Annotated in this window: 17 protein-coding genes and 1 riboswitch; of the genes, 9 read left to right on the top strand and 8 right to left on the bottom strand. The window is 69.9% G+C overall.

Annotated features, from left to right (window positions below):
• The first annotated feature begins 81 nt into the window (after window positions 1-81).
• The 6 genes from frr to OG714_RS15865 all read left to right on the top strand — a co-directional run bounded on the left by frr (window position 82) and on the right by OG714_RS15865 (window position 7047).
• Window positions 82-639 (top strand): ribosome recycling factor, encoded by a 558-nt coding sequence (gene frr / locus OG714_RS15890; RefSeq protein ID WP_019058716.1) that lies wholly within the window; start codon window positions 82-84, stop codon window positions 637-639.
• Window positions 639-1829 (top strand): phosphatidate cytidylyltransferase, encoded by a 1191-nt coding sequence (locus OG714_RS15885; protein WP_406121581.1) that lies wholly within the window; start codon window positions 639-641, stop codon window positions 1827-1829. Before frr ends, OG714_RS15885 begins: the two co-directional genes overlap by 1 nt.
• Before the next feature lie 92 nt (window positions 1830-1921).
• Window positions 1922-3028, top strand: a complete 1107-nt coding sequence (rlmN, locus tag OG714_RS15880) for a 23S rRNA (adenine(2503)-C(2))-methyltransferase RlmN (protein ID WP_266862729.1) — start codon at window positions 1922-1924, stop codon at window positions 3026-3028.
• Between the two features lie 24 nt (window positions 3029-3052).
• Window positions 3053-3158, top strand: a riboswitch (TPP riboswitch).
• Between the two features lie 89 nt (window positions 3159-3247).
• Window positions 3248-4303, top strand: coding sequence for a thiamine ABC transporter substrate binding subunit (locus OG714_RS15875; RefSeq protein WP_406131838.1), 1056 nt, complete (start codon window positions 3248-3250; stop codon window positions 4301-4303).
• A 65-nt stretch (window positions 4304-4368) separates the two neighbouring features.
• Window positions 4369-5970, top strand: a complete 1602-nt coding sequence (locus OG714_RS15870) for an ABC transporter permease (RefSeq protein ID WP_406121579.1) — start codon at window positions 4369-4371, stop codon at window positions 5968-5970.
• Window positions 5971-7047: an ABC transporter ATP-binding protein gene (locus OG714_RS15865; protein ID WP_406121577.1), complete on the top strand. Its 1077-nt coding sequence runs from the start codon at window positions 5971-5973 to the stop codon at window positions 7045-7047. It begins immediately after the preceding gene.
• A gap of 67 nt (window positions 7048-7114) precedes the next feature.
• Here the strand turns inward: OG714_RS15865 and OG714_RS15860 are convergent, their stop codons facing one another.
• The 7 genes from OG714_RS15860 to OG714_RS15830 form a co-directional block, all read right to left on the bottom strand.
• Entirely contained in the window at window positions 7115-7798 is a 684-nt protein-coding gene (locus tag OG714_RS15860; protein ID WP_406121575.1) for an LAETG motif-containing sortase-dependent surface protein, read from the bottom strand.
• A 160-nt stretch (window positions 7799-7958) separates the two neighbouring features.
• Complete coding sequence (locus OG714_RS15855; RefSeq protein ID WP_406121574.1) at window positions 7959-9080, bottom strand: LOG family protein; 1122 nt, start codon at window positions 9078-9080, stop codon at window positions 7959-7961.
• A gap of 25 nt (window positions 9081-9105) precedes the next feature.
• Window positions 9106-9513, bottom strand: a complete 408-nt coding sequence (locus tag OG714_RS15850) for a VOC family protein (protein ID WP_406121573.1) — start codon at window positions 9511-9513, stop codon at window positions 9106-9108.
• 63 nt (window positions 9514-9576) lie between these two features.
• The gene (locus tag OG714_RS15845; protein WP_406121571.1) at window positions 9577-10902 is read right to left on the bottom strand and encodes a hypothetical protein; all 1326 of its coding nucleotides are present in this window, start codon (window positions 10900-10902) and stop codon (window positions 9577-9579) included.
• The gene (locus OG714_RS15840; protein ID WP_406121569.1) at window positions 10884-11624 is read right to left on the bottom strand and encodes an ABC transporter ATP-binding protein; all 741 of its coding nucleotides are present in this window, start codon (window positions 11622-11624) and stop codon (window positions 10884-10886) included. The genes OG714_RS15845 and OG714_RS15840 overlap by 19 nt, the downstream gene beginning before the upstream one ends.
• A gap of 192 nt (window positions 11625-11816) precedes the next feature.
• A complete protein-coding gene (locus tag OG714_RS15835; RefSeq protein WP_365306954.1) occupies window positions 11817-13196 on the bottom strand; it encodes an aspartate aminotransferase family protein in 1380 nt (459 codons plus the stop codon).
• Complete coding sequence (locus OG714_RS15830) at window positions 13181-13696, bottom strand: Lrp/AsnC family transcriptional regulator (RefSeq protein WP_406121567.1); 516 nt, start codon at window positions 13694-13696, stop codon at window positions 13181-13183. Before OG714_RS15830 ends, OG714_RS15835 begins: the two co-directional genes overlap by 16 nt.
• 202 nt (window positions 13697-13898) lie before the next feature.
• Here OG714_RS15830 and OG714_RS15825 point away from each other — a divergent pair, with 202 nt between their 5' ends.
• On the top strand, window positions 13899-15338 hold the full coding sequence (locus OG714_RS15825) for a gamma-aminobutyraldehyde dehydrogenase (RefSeq protein WP_406121565.1): 1440 nt from the start codon (window positions 13899-13901) through the stop codon (window positions 15336-15338).
• A gap of 208 nt (window positions 15339-15546) precedes the next feature.
• Window positions 15547-16737 carry a spermidine/putrescine ABC transporter substrate-binding protein gene (locus tag OG714_RS15820; RefSeq protein WP_406121563.1) on the top strand — a complete coding sequence of 397 codons (1191 nt, stop codon included), beginning with the start codon at window positions 15547-15549 and terminating at the stop codon, window positions 16735-16737.
• A 33-nt stretch (window positions 16738-16770) separates the two neighbouring features.
• Here the strand turns inward: OG714_RS15820 and OG714_RS15815 are convergent, their stop codons facing one another.
• Window positions 16771-17763: an Lrp/AsnC ligand binding domain-containing protein gene (locus tag OG714_RS15815; RefSeq protein ID WP_406121561.1), complete on the bottom strand. Its 993-nt coding sequence runs from the start codon at window positions 17761-17763 to the stop codon at window positions 16771-16773.
• A gap of 115 nt (window positions 17764-17878) precedes the next feature.
• Here OG714_RS15815 and OG714_RS15810 point away from each other — a divergent pair, with 115 nt between their 5' ends.
• A complete protein-coding gene (locus OG714_RS15810; protein WP_406121559.1) occupies window positions 17879-19318 on the top strand; it encodes a carboxylesterase/lipase family protein in 1440 nt (479 codons plus the stop codon).
• Window positions 19319-19329 lie beyond the last annotated feature (11 nt).

Raw genomic sequence — 19329 nt, 5'->3', positions numbered from 1 at the left:
GGAAGAAGACGCGACGCAGCCGGCCGCCGACGCCGACACAGCACAGCAGCCGGGCCTACTCAAGACACGCAGGAGCAAGTGGTGATCGAAGAGACCCTCCTCGAGGCCGAGGAGAAGATGGAGAAGGCCGTCGTGGTCGCCAAGGAGGACTTCGCCGCGATCCGCACCGGCCGTGCGCACCCGGCGATGTTCAACAAGATCGTGGCCGACTACTACGGCGCACTGACGCCGATCAACCAGCTGGCCTCGTTCTCCGTGCCGGAGCCGCGGATGGCCGTGGTGACCCCGTTCGACAAGACCGCGCTGCGGAACATCGAGCAGGCGATCCGCGACTCGGACCTGGGCGTCAATCCCAGCAACGACGGCAACATCATCCGAGTGACGTTCCCCGAGCTGACCGAGGAGCGCCGCAAGGACTACATCAAGGTCGCCCGGACCAAGGCCGAGGACTCCAAGGTGTCCATCCGCGCCGTGCGCCGCAAGGCCAAGGACGCGCTGGACAAGCTCGTCAAGGACAAGGAGTCCGGCGAGGACGAGGTTCGTCGTGCGGAGAAGGAGCTCGACGACACCACGGCGAAGTACGTCGCCCAGGTGGACGAACTCCTCAAGCACAAGGAAGCGGAGCTGCTCGAGGTCTGATGAACGACTCTTCCTGGGGGGCACCGCCACAAGCCGGGTACTGGGGGCCGTCCGACCAGGGGCCTGTCCAGGGGGCTGCCCCGGCGGGTCCCACGTACGATGCGCCTGAGGCGCAGCAGACTCGCCCCATGCCCATCGTGCCCGACGAGCCCGCATACGGCGGACACCAGGATGACGACCGGGGGGCCGCTCGGCTGAGCGGCCCCTTGTTCCGCGACGAGACGCAGCAACCGCCGTACGACGTACGGCAGTCGCAGCCGTACGACCCGCGGACGCAGCCCTCTGACACGCCGCAGGTGCAGCCCTACGGGGCGGTGCCGCAGAATCCGGAGCCCATGCCCGACGCCCCGCTACCGGCGCCCGCCCCGCAGAAGAAGAGCGCGGGCCGGGACCTCGGTGCGGCCATAGGGGTCGGGGTCGGACTCGGCGCGGTGATCATCGCGTCCCTGTTCGTCGTCAAGGCCGTGTTCGTCGGCGTGATAGCGGTCGCCGTCATCGTGGGCCTGTGGGAGCTGACCTCGCGGCTGGAGGAGCGCAAGGGCATCAAGGCGCCCCTCGTGCCCCTCGCGGTCGGCGGCGCGGCGATGGTCGTCGCCGGATACGTCCGGGGCCCCGAGGGCGCCTGGGTCGCCATGGCGCTCACGGCGCTCGCGGTCCTCGTATGGCGGATGACGGAGCCGCCCGAGGGCTACCTCAAGGACGTCACGGCGGGCGTCTTCGCGGCGTTCTACGTGCCGTTCCTGGCCACGTTCGTCGCCCTGATGCTCACCGCCGACGACGGCGCCTGGCGGGTCCTGACGTTCCTGCTGCTGACCGTGGTCAGCGACACGGGCGCCTATGCCGTCGGCTGGCGCTTCGGCACGCACAAGCTCGCCCCGCGCATCAGCCCCGGAAAGACCCGCGAGGGCCTGTTCGGGGCGGTGTCCTTCGCGATGGTGGCGGGCGCGCTGTGCATGCAGTTCCTGATCGACGACGGCAGCTGGTGGCAGGGCCTCGTCCTGGGCCTCGCGGTCGCGGCCAGCGCCACGCTGGGCGACCTCGGCGAGTCCATGATCAAGCGCGACCTAGGCATCAAGGACATGGGCACGCTGCTGCCGGGTCACGGCGGCATCATGGACCGCTTGGACTCCCTGCTGCCGACCGCTCCGGTGGTGTGGCTGTTGCTGGTGCTGTTCGTCGGATCCGGCTGAAACAGGGTCCGACCTGCGGTTCTGTACGTGAGGGGCTCGTTGTCCACAGGGCGGCGAGTCCCTCTTCGTATGTCTGCGACACTGGTAGGGCCATGCCTAAGCCCGGAGAACTCACATTCGTCGCCCCCCGCGGAGCCCAGAAGCCGCCGCGGCACCTTGCCGATCTCACGCCCGCCGAGCGCAAGGAAGCCGTCGCCGCGATCGGGGAGAAGCCGTTTCGCGCCAAGCAGCTCTCGCAGCACTACTTCGCGCGGTTCGCGCACGACCCGGCGGAGTGGACCGACATCCCCGCCGGTTCGCGCGCCAAGCTGCAGGAAGCGCTGCTTCCTGAGCTGATGACCGTCGTACGGCATCTGTCGACCGACCAGGACACCACCCGCAAGACGTTGTGGCGGCTGTTCGACGGGACGCTCGTCGAGTCCGTGCTGATGCGGTACCCGGACCGGGTCACCATGTGCATCAGCTCGCAGGCGGGATGTGGCATGAACTGCCCGTTCTGCGCGACCGGACAGGCCGGACTCGACCGCAATCTGTCGACCGGCGAGATCGTGCACCAGATCGTCGACGGGATGCGCGCGCTGCGCGACGGCGAGATTCCCGGCGGGCCCGCGCGGCTCTCCAACATCGTCTTCATGGGCATGGGCGAGCCCCTCGCCAACTACAAGCGGGTCGTCCAGTCCATCCGTGCCCTCACCGACCCGGAGCCGGACGGCCTCGGGCTCTCGCAGCGTGGGATCACCGTCTCGACGGTCGGACTGGTCCCGGCCATCCACCGTTTCTCCGACGAGGGCTTCAAGTGCCGGCTCGCGATCTCGCTGCACGCGCCCGATGACGACCTGCGCGACACCCTGGTCCCCGTGAACACGCGGTGGAAGGTGCGCGAGGTCCTCGACGCCGGCTGGGAGTACGCGGCGAAGTCGGGACGCCGGCTGTCCATCGAGTACGCGCTGATCCGCGACATCAACGACCAGGCGTGGCGCGGCGACCGGCTCGGCCGCCTCCTCAAGGGCAAGCCCGTGCACGTCAACCTGATCCCGCTGAACCCGACGCCGGGCTCGAAGTGGACCGCCTCCCGGCCCGAGGACGAGAAGGCGTTCGTCGAGGCCATCGCGGCCCACGGGGTGCCGGTCACCGTCCGGGACACCCGTGGCCAGGAGATCGACGGAGCGTGCGGCCAGCTCGCCGCGACCGAGCGGTAGGCTGACCGGCGTAGGTACATCTTCATATTCCGACAGGGGAGCGCCACAGCGCTGAGAGTGCGGGATTGTCCGCAGACCCTCTGAACCTCGCCCAGGTCATTCTGGGTAGGAAGTTCGGTCACCACTCTTGCTGTTGCGCCCTGCCCACATCCCGTGGGCGGGGCCGCGTCTCTTCCTGGACACCCCAGGAGGAAAACAACCGTGCACACCAAGACCTTCATGGCCGCGGCCGTCGGCCTCGGCCTGCTCACGCTCTCCGCGTGCGGCTCGTCCGACAGCGGCAGCGGTGGCGACTCCAAGACCGTCACCCTCGTCAGCCACGACTCGTGGGCCGTCTCGAAGAGCGTCCTCAAGGACTTCGAGAAGCAGTCCGGCTACACCGTCAAGGTCCTCAAGGACGGCGACGCCGGCCAGGCCGTCAACAAGGCGATCCTGACCAAGGACAACCCCCAGGGCGACGTCTTCTTCGGCGTCGACAACACCCTGCTCTCCCGCGCGCTCGACAACGGCCTCTTCCAGTCCTACGACGCGAAGGGCTCCGGCCTCGTCAAGCCCGAGTACCGCGTCGACCAGGCCAAGCACCGGGTCACGCCCATCGACACCGGCGACATCTGCGTCAACTACGACAAGGCGTACTTCAGCAAGCACAAGCTGACCCCGCCGACGTCCTTCGCGGATCTGGTCAAGCCCGAGTACAAGAACCTCCTCGTCACCGAGAACGCGGCCACCTCATCGCCCGGCCTCGGCTTCCTGCTCGGCAGCGCCGCGCAGTACGGGGACGACGGCTGGCAGGGCTACTGGAAGAAGCTCAAGGCCAACGGCGTCAAGGTCGTCGACGGCTGGGAGCAGGCCTACGACCAGGAGTTCTCCGGTTCCGCCGGCGGCAAGAAGGCGGGCGGCGACCGGCCCCTCGTCGTCTCGTACGCCTCCTCGCCGCCCGCCGAGGTCATCTACGCCGACCCGAAGCCGACCACCGCGCCCACCGGGGTGTCGTACGGCACCTGCTTCCGGCAGACCGAGTACGCGGGGCTGCTCAGCAACGCCGAGAACACCAAGGGCGGCAAGGCGTTCCTCGACTTCCTGCTCACCAAGGAGTTCCAGCAGGACATGCCGCTCAACATGTTCGTCTACCCGGTGATCGAGGGCGCCCAGGTGCCGCAGGAGTTCGTGAAGTACGGCCGCCAGGCCTCGGACCCCGAGACCATGGCGCCCGCGAAGATCGCCGCCGACCGGGACCAGTGGGTCAAGTCGTGGACCTCGCTCGTACTGAAGTAGCCGAAGCGGCGGTTGAAGCAGCCCCGCGGCGGACCCGTCGGGGCAACGCGACACGGCTCGGCCTCATGGCCCTGCCCGTCGCGTTCTTCGCGGTGTTCTTCGCCTACCCCGTCGCCGCGATCGTCGCGCGCGGCCTCAAGGCCGACGGCGCCTGGCAGTTGGGCCGCATCTGGGACGTGCTCGCGCAGTCCGACATCCGGCACGTCCTGTGGTTCACCACCTGGCAGGCGCTCGCGTCCACCGCGCTCACGCTGATGGTCGCGCTCCCCGGCGCGTACGTCTTCGCGCGCTTCGACTTCCCGGGCCGGCACGTCCTGCGGGCCGTCGTGACGGTGCCCTTCGTGCTGCCCACGGTCGTCGTCGGTACGGCGTTCCTGGCGCTCGTCGGCCGGGGCGGACTCCTGGACGACCTGTGGGGCGTACGGCTGGACACGACCGTGTGGGCCATCCTGCTCGCGCACGTCTTCTTCAACTACGCGGTCGTCGTACGGACGGTGGGCGGCCTCTGGGCGCAGCTCGACCCGCGTCAGGAGGAGGCCGCGCGGATGCTCGGCGCCTCCCGGCTCCGGGCCTGGCGGAAGGTGACGCTGCCCGCGCTCGGGCCCGCCGTGGCCGCCGCCGCGCTGATGGTCTTCCTCTTCACCTTCACGTCCTTCGGCGTGGTCCAGATCCTCGGCGGCCCGACCTTCTCGACCCTCGAAGTGGAGATCTACCGTCAGACTTCGGAGGTCTTCGACCTGTCCACGGCGGCCGTGCTCACGATCGTCCAGTTCGTCGCGGTGGGCGCGATCCTCGCCGTCCACGCCTGGACGGTACGGCGACGGGAGAGCGCCCTACGGCTCGTGGACCCGTCGGTGACCGCACGGCGCCCGCGCGGGGCCGGGCAGTGGACCCTGCTGGCCGGAGTCGTCGCGTCCATCGCCGTCCTGCTTCTGCTGCCGCTCGCCGTGCTGGTCCAACGGTCGCTGGACTCACCGGACTTCGGGTACTACCGGGCGCTGACCCACGACGACGGCGGCACCTTCCTGGTCCCGCCGATCGCCGCGATCGGCAACTCGCTGGAGTACGCCGTCGCCGCCACCGCCATCGCCGTGGTGATCGGCGGACTCGCCGCCGCGGCGCTGACCCGGCGTGATGCCGGGCGGCTGGTGCGGGGCTTCGACGCGCTGCTGATGCTGCCGCTCGGGGTGTCCGCGGTGACGGTCGGCTTCGGGTTCCTGATCTCGCTCGACAAACCCCCGCTGGATCTGCGGAGTTCATGGATCCTGGTGCCGCTCGCGCAGGCGCTGGTGGGCGTCCCCTTCGTCGTACGGACGATGCTGCCCGTGCTGCGGGCGGTGGACGGGCGGCTCAGGGAAGCGGCGGCCGTGCTCGGGGCGTCGCCGTGGCGGGTGTGGCGGGAGGTCGATCTGCCGCTAGTACGGCGGGCGTTGCTGATCGCCGCCGGGTTCGCGTTCGCGGTGTCGCTGGGTGAGTTCGGGGCGACCGTGTTCATCGCGCGGCCCGACAACCCGACGCTGCCGGTCGCGGTGGCCCGGCTGCTGTCCCGGCCCGGTGATCTCAACTACGGCCAGGCGATGGCCCTTTCGACGATTCTGATGGTGGTGTGCGCGGTGGCCCTGCTGGTGCTGGAGCGGCTGCGCACCGACCGGACGGGGGAGTTCTAGATGCCGCCGAACACGCCGCCGAACACGCCGCCGAACGTGCCGCAGAACAGGCCGCTGCTGAGCCTTGAGGGTGCGACCGTACGGTTCGGCGGACGCCCGGTGCTGGACGCCGTCGACCTCGGAGTCGTGGAGCACGAGATCGTGTGTGTGCTCGGGCCCAGCGGCAGCGGCAAGTCGACGCTGCTGCGCGCGGTGGCCGGGCTGCAACCCCTGGACTCCGGGCGGGTGTTGCTCGACGGCCGGGACCAGTCGGGTGTGCCCGCGCACAAGCGGGGCGTGGGCCTGATGTTCCAGGACCATCAGCTGTTCCCGCAGCGGGACGTGGCCGGCAACGTCGCCTTCGGGCTGCGTATGCACGGGGCGTCGAAGAGGCAACAGGACGACCGGGTGGGTGAGTTGCTCGACCTCGTCGGGCTGCCGGGCGCGGCTCGTCGTGCCGTAGCCGGGCTGTCCGGCGGTGAGCAGCAGCGGGTGGCGCTCGCCCGTGCCCTGGCGCCCCAGCCCCGTCTCCTCATGCTCGACGAACCGCTCGGTCAGCTCGACCGGTCACTGCGGGAGCGCCTGGTCGTCGAACTCCGGGAGCTGTTCGGCACGTTGGGCACGACCGTGCTCGCGGTCACGCACGACCAGGGCGAGGCGTTCGCGCTGGCCGACCGGGTCGTGGTGATGCGGGACGGGCGGATCGCCCAGTCCGGTACGCCGCTTGAGGTCTGGCAGCACCCCGCCGACGAGTTCGTGGCCCGCTTCCTCGGCTTCGACAACGTGGTCGGGGCGACCGTGGCCGGAGAGGCCGCCGACACCCCCTGGGGCAAGCTGCCGGTGCCCGAGGACGCCCCCCAGGGCACCCACACGCTCCTCGTACGCCCCGCGGGCGTACGCCTGTTGCCCGCCGACGAGGGCCTGCGCTGTACGGTCGCCGCCCGCACCTTCAAGGGCACCCATGTCGCCGTACAGCTTCAGCCGGAGGAAGCCCCGCGCCTGGAGGCGGCCTGTGCGCTGCGGGAGGCGCCGGAGGTCGGGGGCACGGTCGGGGTGGAGTTCGACGCGGCCGAGATCGTCGTACTCGGCGGCCGGTAGACATGTGTGTGGCCCGTCCCCACGAACCGGACGGGCCACAACAGCGGGTTGTTCGGCGGCCGTTGGATCAGCTGCCGTTGCTCGCACCGCGGCGGCGCATGCCGAAGTAGACGGCTCCGCCGCCCACGACGACGAGGGCGCCCGCGATGCCGGCGATCATGCCGGTGTTGGAGTTGGCACCGGTCTCGGCGAGGTTCGAGTCACCGGCCGCGGGAGACGGCGCGTTGTCCGTCGTGGTCGCGGGGGCGGTGCTGCTGCTCTCCGAGGCCGACGGGGTCGGGGTGTCGGACTCGGCCGGGGTCGAGGCGCTGTCCGAGGGGGCCGGAGAGGACTCGCTCGGGGTCGGGCTGGGCGACTCCGTCTCGCAGGCCTTGGACGGGGTGATCAGGTTCGGCGTGATGTCCTCGTCGACCTTGTTGCTGGCCTTGACGTGGATGCGGTACGTGGCGTTCGGCTGCCAGTCCTCGGAGAAGGACACGGTTTCGCCCTTGGCCGAGCCCTTGACCGTCTGCGCCTCGCCGACCTGCTTGGCGTCGGAGCCGTTGTTCTCCAGGAACACCGTGATGGTCGCCTCGGTGGCGGAGGCGTCCTTGTCGGTGACGGTGATGACACCGTTGGAGCCGTCACAGGTCGCTGTGGCAGAGAACTCGCTGATGTTGCAGGCGAGCGCGTTGCCCGCGAATCCGAGCGCGAGTGCGGCCGAGGCGGACGCGACACCGAGGATGCGTACGGAACGTCGAGATATGGACACGTTTGCCCTTCACGGGATGTGCAACTGCGGGGGGTTTAGGGGGAGATGGGGCGGCAATGAGGTGAGGCACCACTACCCCCAGGAGTCTCACTGGTCTATAAGTGCTGCGTAAGCAGTGTCAATGCATATGCGGTGTACAGCAGTTGCCTTTACCTGCACTTTAATCAGTGAGACGTTTCAGTGCCTCCGGAGCCTCCTCGATCCGGTCAACGAGGGCGATACGGGCCTCCATCGGCCGTTCCCGGGCAAGTGCACACAGCAGCGGCCAGGTCGGCAGCCGTTCCGTCCAGTGCTCCCGGTTCACGAGAACCATCGGCGTGGGCTCGCCGCGCGACTCGTAGTAGTTGGGCGTCGCGTTGTCGAAGATCTCCTGTACGGTCCCGGCCGCGCCCGGCAGGAACACCACACCCGCGTTCGAGCGGGCCAACAGGCCGTCCTCGCGGGTGGCGTTGGCGAAGTACTTGGCGATGTGCGAGGCGAAGGCGTTCGGCGGCTCGTGGCCGTAGAACCACGTCGGGATGCCGATGGAGTGGTTGCCCTTCGGCCAGCGGGTGCGGACGTCGAAGGCGCGCTGCGCCCAGTCGGTGATCGAGGGGCTGAACGACGGTGAGGAAGCGAGGAGTTCGCACGCCTCCTCCAGCATGTCGTCCTCGTACGGCGCCGCGTACGCGCCCAGGTTCGCCGCCTCCATCGCGCCGGGCCCGCCGCCCGTCGCCACGGTGTACCCGGCGCGGCTCAGTTCGCGGCCCAGGCGCGCGGCGCCGCCGTAGGCCTCCGTCCCGCGCGCCATCGCGTGGCCGCCCATCACGCCCACCACCCGGGCGCCGCGCAGGAGTTCGTCGAGGGCATCGGTGACGGAGTCGTCGTGGACGGCGCGCAGCATCGACGCGTATATGTCGCCGTCGGCCTTGGTCCGCTGGAGCCAGGCGTACGCGAGCGCGTCGGGGGTCTGCTCGTATCCCTTGCCGAGCGAGTCGAACAGCTCGGCGGGCGTGTAGAGATGGCCGCGGTAGGGGTCGAACGGGAGGTGCGGGACGGGCGGGAAGACCAGGGCGCCGTCGGCGCGGATCTTCGCCGCCGCCTCGTCGCGCATCGGGCAGCCGAGGAAGACGGCGCCCGAGGTGTCCGTGGTGAGCAACTCCCGCGTACGGTCCGTCAGATCGACGGCCTGGACGCGGTATCCGGCGAGGGTGCCGCGGGACGAGACGGTCGCGTCGAAGTCCTCGACCGTCTCGATCTCGCGTTCGTCGTGGTGGGCCGCATGGGCCGGGCTCGTCTGCACGCGCCCATGCTAGGCATCCAACCGGTCAGCCCTGGACGGCCGCCGGGTCCATCCACACGACCTCCCAGGAGTGGTTGTCGAGGTCCTCGAAGGAACGGCCGTACATGAAGCCCTGGTCCTGGACGTCGTCGTTGGCGGTGCCGCCCGCCGCGACCGCCTTGTTGATCAGCTCGTCGACCTTCTCGCGGCTCTCGGCGCTCAGGCACAGCAGCACCTCGCTGGTCTTGGCCGAGTCGGCGATCTCCTTCTTCGTGAAGTCGCTGTAGCGCTTCTTTTCGAGGAGCATCGTGATGATCGTCTCGCTGATCACGACGCAGGTGGTTTCGTCGTTGCTGAACTGGGGGTTGATCGAGAAACCGAGCTCGGTGAAGAACTTCTTCGACGCGGCGGCGTCGTTCACGGCCAGGTTCACGAAGATCATCTGCTGGTACATGCGGTGGCTCTCCCATCGGGCGTGCGTGCTATTCGGTGGGTAGACCGGAGTCCGGCACAAAACTCATCGGCCGGCCAGCGGCAGAGCCGCCAGCTCGGCAATCACCAGGGTCAACGGGAGGAACAGGGCGAGCAGCGCGCCCGCGCGCAGGGCGGCGGCGCTGCGCAGCATGGTCGCGGGAGCGCCGAGGCGGAGCAGCGCGGCCGTGGTGTCGGCGCGGGCGTGCTTGGCCTCCAGCGCGGCGGTCAGCAGCGTCGCGACCGTGCAGCCGGTCACCAGCAGCCCGCCGAGGGTGGTCAGCGGGCCGAAGGCCGGGGCGTCCGCGTCGTAGAGCGCCGTCATCGCGAAGCCGCCGGACGCCACCGCGCAGACCACGCCCAGCGGGCGTCCGATCCGGGTCGCCTCCTCCATCAGCACCCGCCCGGCCAGCAGCCGCAGCGCGCCGGGGCCGACGGACTGGAGCAGCCGCCCGCAGAGGTGCGTGAGCCCGGGACCGGCCAGCGCCAGGCCGATCGCGGTCAGCACCCAGCCGACCAGGACGCTCGCGGGCCCGTCCGAGAGCCCGCCGGGCAGGGACAGCCCGCCGCCGTCCTTCGCCCGGCTCGCGTACGCCTCCACGGCGAGCCCGGCGGCCAGCACCGCGATACCCCAGGGGAGGCCTCGGGGGGCCTCACGGGGGGCCGCGGGGCGGGAGGGGTCAGGGTCGGGGGTCGGCTCGGGCTGTTCGGTGGTTCCGTCCTCCGTGGCGTTACGGCCACCACCGCGCAGGCGCGCGCCGAAGCGGCCGTACGTCCCGAAGGTCTCCTGCGCGCCCGAGCGGCCGTAGGCGCCGAAGCGGCCGTACGACCGTGCCGGGCCCTTCCCGGAGGTGGGGCGGAGGTCACGGGGGCGTAGGACGAGGGCGACCGCGAGGGAGGCGGTCACCGGGACGAGGGCGAGGAGGGTCAGCGCGGCGGGGAGGGGGAGGGGCTGTTCCGAGGCGAGGAACTCCGCCGCCGCTCCGTCGAAGGGCATGCCCGTGAGGTCGCCGCGGAGGTGGAGGAAGAAGAGCAGGGCCAGCATGGAGCCGAGGGTGCAGGCGAGGGCCGTCGTGGTTGCCGAGATCGCCATCAGGCGGCCGGGGCCGAGGCCGATCGCGGAGAGGCCGGGGCGGGGTCTCGTCGCCGGGTCGGTGCGGGCGACGGCGACCGCGAAGTACACGGTGGCGGCCATCGGGGTCGCGCACCAGGCGAGGCGGAGGGCCGCGGCGGCGGGGGAGTCGGGGTGGCCCATCGCGTAGCCGAGGGTGCAGAGGAGAAGGAAGCCCGTGCCCGCCGAGGCCACCGCGACCAGCAGGCGGCGCAGTTGGACGGCGGGGTGCGAGCCGCGGGTCAGACGGAGAGCGAGCACGCGGCCCGGCCTTCCGTCTCGGTGACCGGGGGAAGGTGAACCGTGTTCACACGGCGTCCGTCCAGGAGCGACACCGTGCGGTCCGCGAGGGCCGCGGTCTCCGCCTCGTGGGTCGCGAGGACGACCGTGATGCCGTGCGAGCGGGCGGCCGTCGTGAGCGTGCGCAGGACCTGGGCGCGGTCCGCGCGGTGCAGCGGCGCCGTCGGCTCGTCGGCGAACAGCACCGTGGGTGCCGGGGCCAGCGCGCGGGCGATCGAGACGCGCTGGCGCTCCGCCTGGCGCAGTTCGTGCGGGCGTTTGCGGGCGTGGTCGCCGATGTCGAGGCGGTCCAGCCACTCCAGGGCGGCGGTCTTGGCGCGCCGGCGGCTGGTGCCGCGCAGCATCAGGGGGAGGGCCGCGTTCTCCCAGACGTTCAGCTCGGGGACGAGCACGGGCGCCGGGTCGATCCAGCCGAAGCGGTCGCGGCGCAGCCGTTCGCGGGTCATCGGGCCCATGGTGTGCACGGGCACGCTGTTGAACCAGACCTCGCCGCGGCCGGGCCGCTCCAGACCGGAGAGGCAGCGCAGCAGGGTCGTCTTGCCGCTGCCGCGCGGGCCCATGACGGCGAGGATCTCGCCCTCCCGGACACCGAGCGAGACGCCGCCGAGCGCGGGCGTGCCGTCGTTGTGCTGGAAGTGCAGGGCACGTGCCCAGAGCACGTCGTTGTCCGGCGGGGCCACCATGCGCGTACACCTCGTTCTGATCCGTTTTCCGTACCGCGTCCCCCTTGCGGGGGAACGAGGACGGGGCCGATCGGTTACCAGGCACGCTAAGGAGGGTGGGGGTACGACCCCGGACAGCACACGGCCCGGGGTGCGTCCTTCTCACTCGTACGGGTGCACCCCGGGCCGTATAAACCGCTGAATCGCCGAAGGCTAGAGCTTCGTCCAGGCCTCCGTGAGGACCTGGCGGACGATGCCCTCGATCTCGTCGAAGGTCGACTGGTCGGAGATCAGCGGCGGCGACAGCTGGATGACCGGGTCACCGCGGTCGTCGGCGCGGCAGTAGAGGCCGTACTCGAAGAGCTTCTTGGAGACGAAGCCGTAGAGCACGCGCTCCGACTCCTCGTCCGTGAAGGTCTCCTTGGTGGCCTTGTCCTTGACGAGCTCGATGCCGTAGAAGAAGCCGTTGCCGCGGACGTCGCCGACGATCGGGAGGTCGTGCAGCTTCTGGAGGGTCTGGAGGAAGTTGGCCTCGTTGTCGAGGACGTGCTGGTTGAGGCCCTCGCGCTCGAAGATGTCGAGGTTGGCGAGGCCGACCGCCGCGGAGACCGGGTGGCCGCCGAAGGTGTAGCCGTGCAGGAAGGTGTTGTCGCCCTTGTAGAACGGCTCGGCCAGCCGGTCGGAGATGATGCAGGCGCCGATCGGGGAGTAGCCCGAGGTCATGCCCTTGGCGCAGGTGATCATGTCCGGGACGTAGCCGAACTTGTCGCAGCCGAACATCGTGCCCAGGCGGCCGAAGGCGCAGATGACCTCGTCGGAGACCAGGAGCACGTCGTACTGGTCGCAGATCTCGCGCACGCGCTGGAAGTAGCCGGGCGGCGGCGGGAAGCAGCCGCCGGCGTTCTGCACCGGCTCCAGGAAGACCGCGGCGACGGTCTCCGGGCCCTCGAAGAGGATCTCCTGCTCGATCTGGTCGGCGGCCCAGCGGCCGTAGGCCTCCGGGTCGTCGCCGAAGAGCGGGGCGCGGTAGATGTTGGTGTTCGGCACCTTGTGCGCGCCCGGGACGAGCGGCTCGAACGGGGCCTTCAGCGCCGGGAGTCCGGTGATGGACAGGGCGCCCTGCGGGGTGCCGTGGTAGGCGACCGCGCGGGAGATGACCTTGTACTTGGTGGGCTTGCCCTGGAGCTTGAAGTACTGCTTGGCGAGCTTCCAGGCGGTCTCGACGGCCTCGCCGCCGCCGGTGGTGAAGAAGACCTTGTTCAGGTCGCCCGGCGCGTAGTGGGCGAGACGCTCCGCCAGCTCTACGGCCTTCGGGTGGGCGTACGACCAGATGGGGAAGAACGCGAGCTCCTGCGCCTGCTTGGCGGCGGTCTCGGCCAGCTCGGCGCGGCCGTGACCGGCCTGGACCACGAACAGACCCGCGAGACCGTCGAGGTAGCGCTTGCCCTTGTCGTCGTAGATGTAGGTGCCCTCACCACGGACGATCGTGGGAACGGGCGCGTTCTCGTACGAGGACATGCGGGTGAAGTGCATCCACAGGTGGTCGTACGCGGTGCGGCTGAGGTCCTTGCTCACGGTTATCGGGTTCCCCACATGTAGGTCTGCTTCTTGAGCTTCAGATAAACGAAGCTCTCGGTGGAGCGCACGCCGGGGAGAGCCCGGACGCGTTTGTTGATGACGTCCAGCAGGTGGTCGTCGTCCTCGCAGACGATCTCGGCGAGGAGGTCGTACGAGCCCGCGGTCATCACCACGTACTCCACTTCCGGCATGGCCGTCAGCGCGTCGGCGACGTTCTCGACATCACCTTCGACGTTGACACCGACCATCGCCTGTCTGCGGAAGCCCACGGTGAGCGGGTCCGTGACGGCGACGATCTGCATGACGCCCTGGTCGAGCAGCTTCTGGACGCGCTGGCGCACGGCCGCCTCGGAGAGGCCGACGGCCTTGCCGATCGCGGCGTACGGCCGGCGGCCGTCCTCCTGGAGCTGCTCGATGATGGCGAGGGAGACGGAATCCAGGTGAGGAGTCCCGTTCCTGGACTCGCGGGAGTCCCTAGGTTCTGCGCTGCGACTGGCCACGGCTTCACTGTGCACGACGTCTCGACCGTTCCGCAAGGCCGCTTCGATGAAATTCGTTGTTTACGTGGTCGAGACTTGCGGATTTCGTAGCCTTGGCGCAATCGGGGGTGTTGAAAACGTGGGCTGGGCGATTAGGGTGGGTGTCTCAGTGACTGGACAGAAGTGACTGGACACAACGGACAGTTCAATCCCGATCAATCCCGACAGGAGGCCGGCAGTGAGCACCGAGCTGCGTCGTCTGCGCAACTACATCGACGGTGAGTTCCGTGACGCCGTCGACGGACGGACCACCGAGGTGGTCAACCCCGTGACGGGCGAGGCGTACGCGACCGCGCCGCTGTCGGGGACGGCGGACGTGGACGCCGCGATGGCGGCCGCCGCCGCTGCCTTCCCGGCCTGGCGGGACGAGACCCCGGCCAAGCGGCAGAAGTTCCTGCTGGACATCGCCACCGCGTTCGAGGAGCGCGCGGAGGAGCTGATCGCGGCCGAGGTGGAGAACACCGGCAAGCCGATCGGGCTCACCCGCTCCGAAGAGATCCCGCCGATGGTCGACCAGATCCGCTTCTTCGCGGGCGCGGCCCGGATGCTCGAAGGCCGCTCGGCCGGCGAGTACATGGAGGGCATGACCTCCATCATCCGGCGCGAGCCGATCGGCGTCTGCGCGCAGGTCGCGCCGTGGAACTACCCGATGATGATGGCCGTCTGGAAGTTCGCCCCCGCGCTCGCGGCCGGCAACACGGTCGTCCTGAAGCCCTCGGACACCACCCCCGCCTCCACCGTCCTGATCGCCGAGATCATCGGCTCGATCGTGCCCAAGGGCGTCTTCAACGTCGTGTGCGGCGACCGGGACACCGGCCGCGCGATGGTCGAGCACCACACGCCGGCGATGGCCTCCATCACCGGTTCGGTACGCGCGGGCATGTCGGTCGCCGAGTCCGCGTCCAAGGACCTCAAGCGGGTCCACCTGGAGCTGGGCGGCAAGGCCCCGGTCGTGGTCTTCGAGGACACCGACATCGCCAAGGCCGTCGAGGACATCTCGGTCGCGGGCTTCTTCAACGCGGGCCAGGACTGCACGGCGGCGACGCGCGTGCTGGTCCAGGAGTCGATCCACGACGAGTTCGTGGCCGCGCTCGCGAAGGCCGCCGCCGAGACGAAGACCGGGCAGCCGGACGACGAGGACGTGCTGTACGGCCCGCTCAACAACGCCAACCAGCTCAAGCAGGTGACCGGCTTCATCGAGCGGCTGCCGGCGCACGCGAAGGTGGAGTCGGGCGGCCACCGGGTCGGTGAGGTCGGCTACTTCTACGCGCCGACCGTCGTCTCGGGCCTGAAGCAGGACGACGAGATCATCCAGAACGAGGTCTTCGGCCCGGTCATCACCGTCCAGTCCTTCACGGACGAGGCCCAGGCCATCGAGTGGGCCAACGGCGTCGACTACGCGCTCGCGTCCTCGGTGTGGACGAAGGACCACGGGCGCGCGATGCGGCTGTCGAAGTCCCTGGACTTCGGGTGCGTGTGGATCAACACCCACATCCCGCTGGTCGCGGAGATGCCGCACGGCGGCTTCAAGAAGTCGGGCTACGGCAAGGACCTCTCGGGCTACGGCTTCGAGGACTACACGCGGATCAAGCACGTGATGACGTCGCTGGACGCGTAGCTCTTCCGAGCACAATCGCGCGGCCCTGGACGGGAGTTGACCGTCCGGGGCCGCGCTGTTTCCCTGTTCCCTCTTGTCCGCCCCGCTCGTGCGGTGTGAACGGGCGGTTACTTCACAGGCAACCGATCGACAAGGTGTCGGGTCCGTACGAAGCCGCTCGACGCAGCGTCCATTGATCGGGCACGGGTCGGCGGGTCATGCTGCGCGGGTGCCCCAGACTCCGAAGTCGTACTCGCCCTCCCGTCGCTCCTTGTTGCGTGCGTTCGGCTCCGCCGCCGGGCTCGGTGCGCTCGCCGGGTGCGGTGTGCCCGCCGCGTATGTGAAGGCGGGGGACCGTGCCGGTGCCGATCTGTCCGCCAAGGACAAGCGGCTGACCTGGGCGAACTGGCCGTTGTACATCGACACCGATGACGACGACCAGACGAAGCGGCCCACGCTGGACGCGTTCGAGAAGAAGACCGGGATCTCCGTCGACTACATCGAGGAGATCAACGACAACGACGAGTTCTTCGGCAAGATCAGCCCGGCGCTCATGAACCACCAGCAGACCGGCCGCGACCTGATCGTCATGAGCGACTGGATGTGCGCGCGGTTCGTCCGGCTCGGCTGGGTCCAGCGGATGGACCGGTCGAGCCAGCCCAACGTGGCGAAGTACCTCGACCCGCAGCTCAGCTCGCCCGCGTTCGACCCCGGGCGCCGGTACACGGTGCCGTGGCAGTCGGGGATCACCGGTATCGCGTACAACCACCGCAGGCTCGGCCGCGAGATCCGCCATGTCTCCGACCTGTGGGCGAGCGACCTGAAGGGCCGGGTCACGCTGCTCTCCGGGCTCGACGAGGCGTTCGCGCTGCTGATGCAGGGCAACGGCGTCGACATCACCAAGTGGACCGCCGCCGACTTCTACAAGGTGTGCGACCAGGTACAGACCCAGATCAGCCGGAACCAGATCCGCCGCTTCACCGGCAACGACTACACCAAGGACCTGGTCAGCGGAGACGTCCTCGCCTGCCAGGCCTACTCCGGAGACGTGATCCAGCTCCAGGCCGACAACCCGGACATCCGCTTCGTCGTCCCCGAGGAGGGCGCCGAACTCTGGGCGGACTCCCTGATGATCCCCGACCTGGCCCGCCACAAGACGAACGCCGAAAAGCTGATCGACTACTACTACGACCCCGAGGTCGCCGCGGAACTCGCCGCCTGGGTCAACTACGTCTGCCCCGTCCCGGCGGCGCAGGCCGTCCTCGCGGCCTCCAAGGACAAGGACACCGCGGAGCTGGCCGAGAACCCGCTGATCTTCCCGGACGCGACGATGCGCAAGCACCTCGCCATCGCGCGGGACATCACGTCGACGGAGCGGGTGGAGTTCGCGAAGGAGTGGAACAAGATCGTGGGGTTGTAGGGCGGTCTTTTGCCACTGCGCTGTGCGGTCGGTTCACAGGCTGCCGGGGCGTACCAGGCCCGTTCTCTTGACCCCGCTCAGGATGGGGGTCACCTCGATCGTGGAGACGTGGGGCAGCGCGCCGATCGTGTCGCTCAGGAAGTGATAGAGCGCGTTGAGGTCGGCGGCGGCGACGGCCACGAGGAGGTTGGCCGTGCCGGTGGTGGCCGAGGCGAAGCGGACCTGGGGGTGGCGGCTGAGTTCGCGGCCCGTCTCCTCCAGGCCGCCGGGGGCGACCGTGATCCACAGCAGCGCCTCGGTGCGGATGCCCAGCCGGGCCAGGTCGACCTCGGTCGCGAGTCTGAGGACCTGGTCGCCGACCAGTGCCTCCAGTCGGCGGCGGGCGGTGAGCGCGGTGGTGTCGGCGCGGCGGGCGAGGTCGGCGTAGGAGGCCCGGCCGTCCTCGACCAGGGTCGTGATCAGGGCGTGGTCGAGGGGCTGGAGGGACGGGTGGGCCGCCGCGGCGGTGGTGGCCGGGGCGGGCAACTCCGGCCTGAGGCTGGTCAGTTCGGCCTCCGTCAGCAGGCCGCCGCTCCAGTCGAAGGCCGCCGGGAAGACCCGGAGGAGGATGTGCGAGGTCCACGACTGGACCGCGGGGGTGGCCGGGAGGTCGCGCAGGAGCAGGGAGTTGCGGGCGTCCGGGCCGTCCAGGAACAGGATCGTGCAGATCTCGTCGCCGCCGCCGAGGATGTCCACCCAGATGGTGTCGGGGCGCCGGGCCAGGGTGGCGGCGATGGCGCTGATCTGGTTCGGCCGGCAGCGGATGCGCAGGGCCAGCGGGATCAGGTCGGGGAACCACACCGGGTTGCGTACGGCGGTGGCGCGCAGCGTCCTGTCGTGGAACAGCGGTCCCGCGCGACGCACCACCGTGCGCTCCGAGATGCCCAGGACGCGGCCGACCGTGCGCCACGAGGCCCGCGGGGAGGCCAGCATCGCGGCGGCGATCCGACTGTCCGTCTCGCTCAAGGGATGGCTTGCTTTCGACATGTCGACCCGGTCCTCTGTCCTTCTTTCACGCTTCCGTCTCCTCATTCTGGCTCAGATCGGTGCTCGCGGCTAGAAACGGTGCAGAGCAACCGACGGAGAGAAGAGGGTGAACGTGATGGTGGCTGTCACGGAGACGGATCGCGGTCGGGTCAGAGGCGTCGCGCGGGGCCAGGTCGTCTCCTTCCGGGGGATCCCGTACGCCGCTTCGCCTGTCGGTGAGCTGCGGTTCGCGCCGCCCCGGCCGCACCCGGGGTGGACCGGGGTGCGGGAGGCCGTGCAGGCCGGGCCGGCGGTTCCGCAGGGCCCCTCCCGGCTGGAACGGGTGATGGGGGCCCGCGTGCCGGACTGGGACGAGGACGGCAGCCTGACCGTCAACGTCCATGTCCCGGCAGGGGCGTTGGAGGACAACGCACCCCGGCCGGTCCTCGTGTGGTGGCACGGGGGCGGCTTCACCAGTGGCTCCGGCGGCTGGGACTGGTACGACGGCGGGCGGCTGGCCGCGCTCGGCGACATCGTGGTGGTCACCGCCAACTACCGGGTGGGGCCCCTGGGTTACCTGTATCTGCCGGAGATCGGCGCCGCCAACCTCGGTGCCCAGGACCAGGCCGCCCTGCTGGCCTGGGTGCGGGACAACATCGCCTCCTTCGGCGGTGACCCGCGCGAGGTGACGGTCGGCGGGCAGTCGGCCGGAGCGTATTCGGCACTGGCGCTGGCGCTCGATCCGCGGACCTCGGGACTCGTGAACCGCGTGCTGCTCCAGAGCGGCTCGTTCGGCCTGCCGCCACAGGACCCGCAGCACGCGGCCGAGAACGCCGAAGCGTATCTACGGCTGCTCGGCGTGCCGGGCGGAGCGGATACGGCAACCGCCTTGCGGGCACTGCCCGTTGAGCAGCTCCTGTCCGCCTACGGCCGGCTCGCGGGGCAGCTCGCGCGTCCGGGCAACGCCGCTCCGCCCATGTACCCGGTGCTCGGCGGACCCGGCGTTCCCCGCGATATGCATCGGGCGCTCGTGGACGGTGGGCTGGAAGGCAGGTCGCTGCTGATCGGTACCGCCCGGGACGAGGCGACCGCCTTCACCGCCTTCGACCCGCGCATCCAGAACCTCACCCCTGATGGCGCGTTGGACCTGCTGACCGGCCAACTCGGCGAGCAAGCGCACGAGTTCTACCAGCGGTACGCAGCCCGGTTCGAAGAGCCCACCGCCGCACGGGTGTTCACCGCCGCGCAGACCGACGGGCTCTTCCGGGAGGGTTCGTTGCGGATCGCCGACCATCACGCCGCGGGTGGCAACGCGACCTACGTGTACGAGTTCGACCACCGGCCGGCCGAGGATCCGTACGGCCTGGGTGCCACCCACTGCGGTGAACTCCCCTTCCTCTTCGGCACGTTCGACGCCTATCCCGACAGTCCGATGCTGGGGCGGGTCACCGATGCCGTACGGGAGCTGGGGCGCACCTTCGCCACCGCGGTCGCCGGGTTCGTCGCGAGCGGGTCGGCGCAGGACTGGCTGCCGTACACGCCGGCGACGGCCGCCCGCGTCCGGCACTTCGGCTGACATCCGGTGCT

It is taken from the genome of Streptomyces sp. NBC_00989 (assembly GCF_045162655.1).
GTDB lineage: Bacteria > Actinomycetota > Actinomycetes > Streptomycetales > Streptomycetaceae > Streptomyces.
The sequence above is the reverse complement of the archived record's forward strand: the minus strand, read 5'-3'. Positions and strand labels throughout refer to the sequence as shown.

Coding starts and splice junctions, on each gene's coding strand:
- rlmN (WP_266862729.1), top strand. CDS start 1,922: ATGCCTAAGCCCGGAGAACTCACATTCGTCGCCCCCCGCGGAGCCCAG.
- OG714_RS15815 (WP_406121561.1), bottom strand. CDS start 17,763: ATGTCGAAAGCAAGCCATCCCTTGAGCGAGACGGACAGTCGGATCGCC.
- OG714_RS15850 (WP_406121573.1), bottom strand. CDS start 9,513: ATGTACCAGCAGATGATCTTCGTGAACCTGGCCGTGAACGACGCCGCC.
- OG714_RS15810 (WP_406121559.1), top strand. CDS start 17,879: ATGGTGGCTGTCACGGAGACGGATCGCGGTCGGGTCAGAGGCGTCGCG.
- OG714_RS15885 (WP_406121581.1), top strand. CDS start 639: ATGAACGACTCTTCCTGGGGGGCACCGCCACAAGCCGGGTACTGGGGG.
- OG714_RS15865 (WP_406121577.1), top strand. CDS start 5,971: ATGCCGCCGAACACGCCGCCGAACACGCCGCCGAACGTGCCGCAGAAC.
- OG714_RS15870 (WP_406121579.1), top strand. CDS start 4,369: ATGGCCCTGCCCGTCGCGTTCTTCGCGGTGTTCTTCGCCTACCCCGTC.
- OG714_RS15875 (WP_406131838.1), top strand. CDS start 3,248: ATGGCCGCGGCCGTCGGCCTCGGCCTGCTCACGCTCTCCGCGTGCGGC.
- OG714_RS15840 (WP_406121569.1), bottom strand. CDS start 11,624: ATGGTGGCCCCGCCGGACAACGACGTGCTCTGGGCACGTGCCCTGCAC.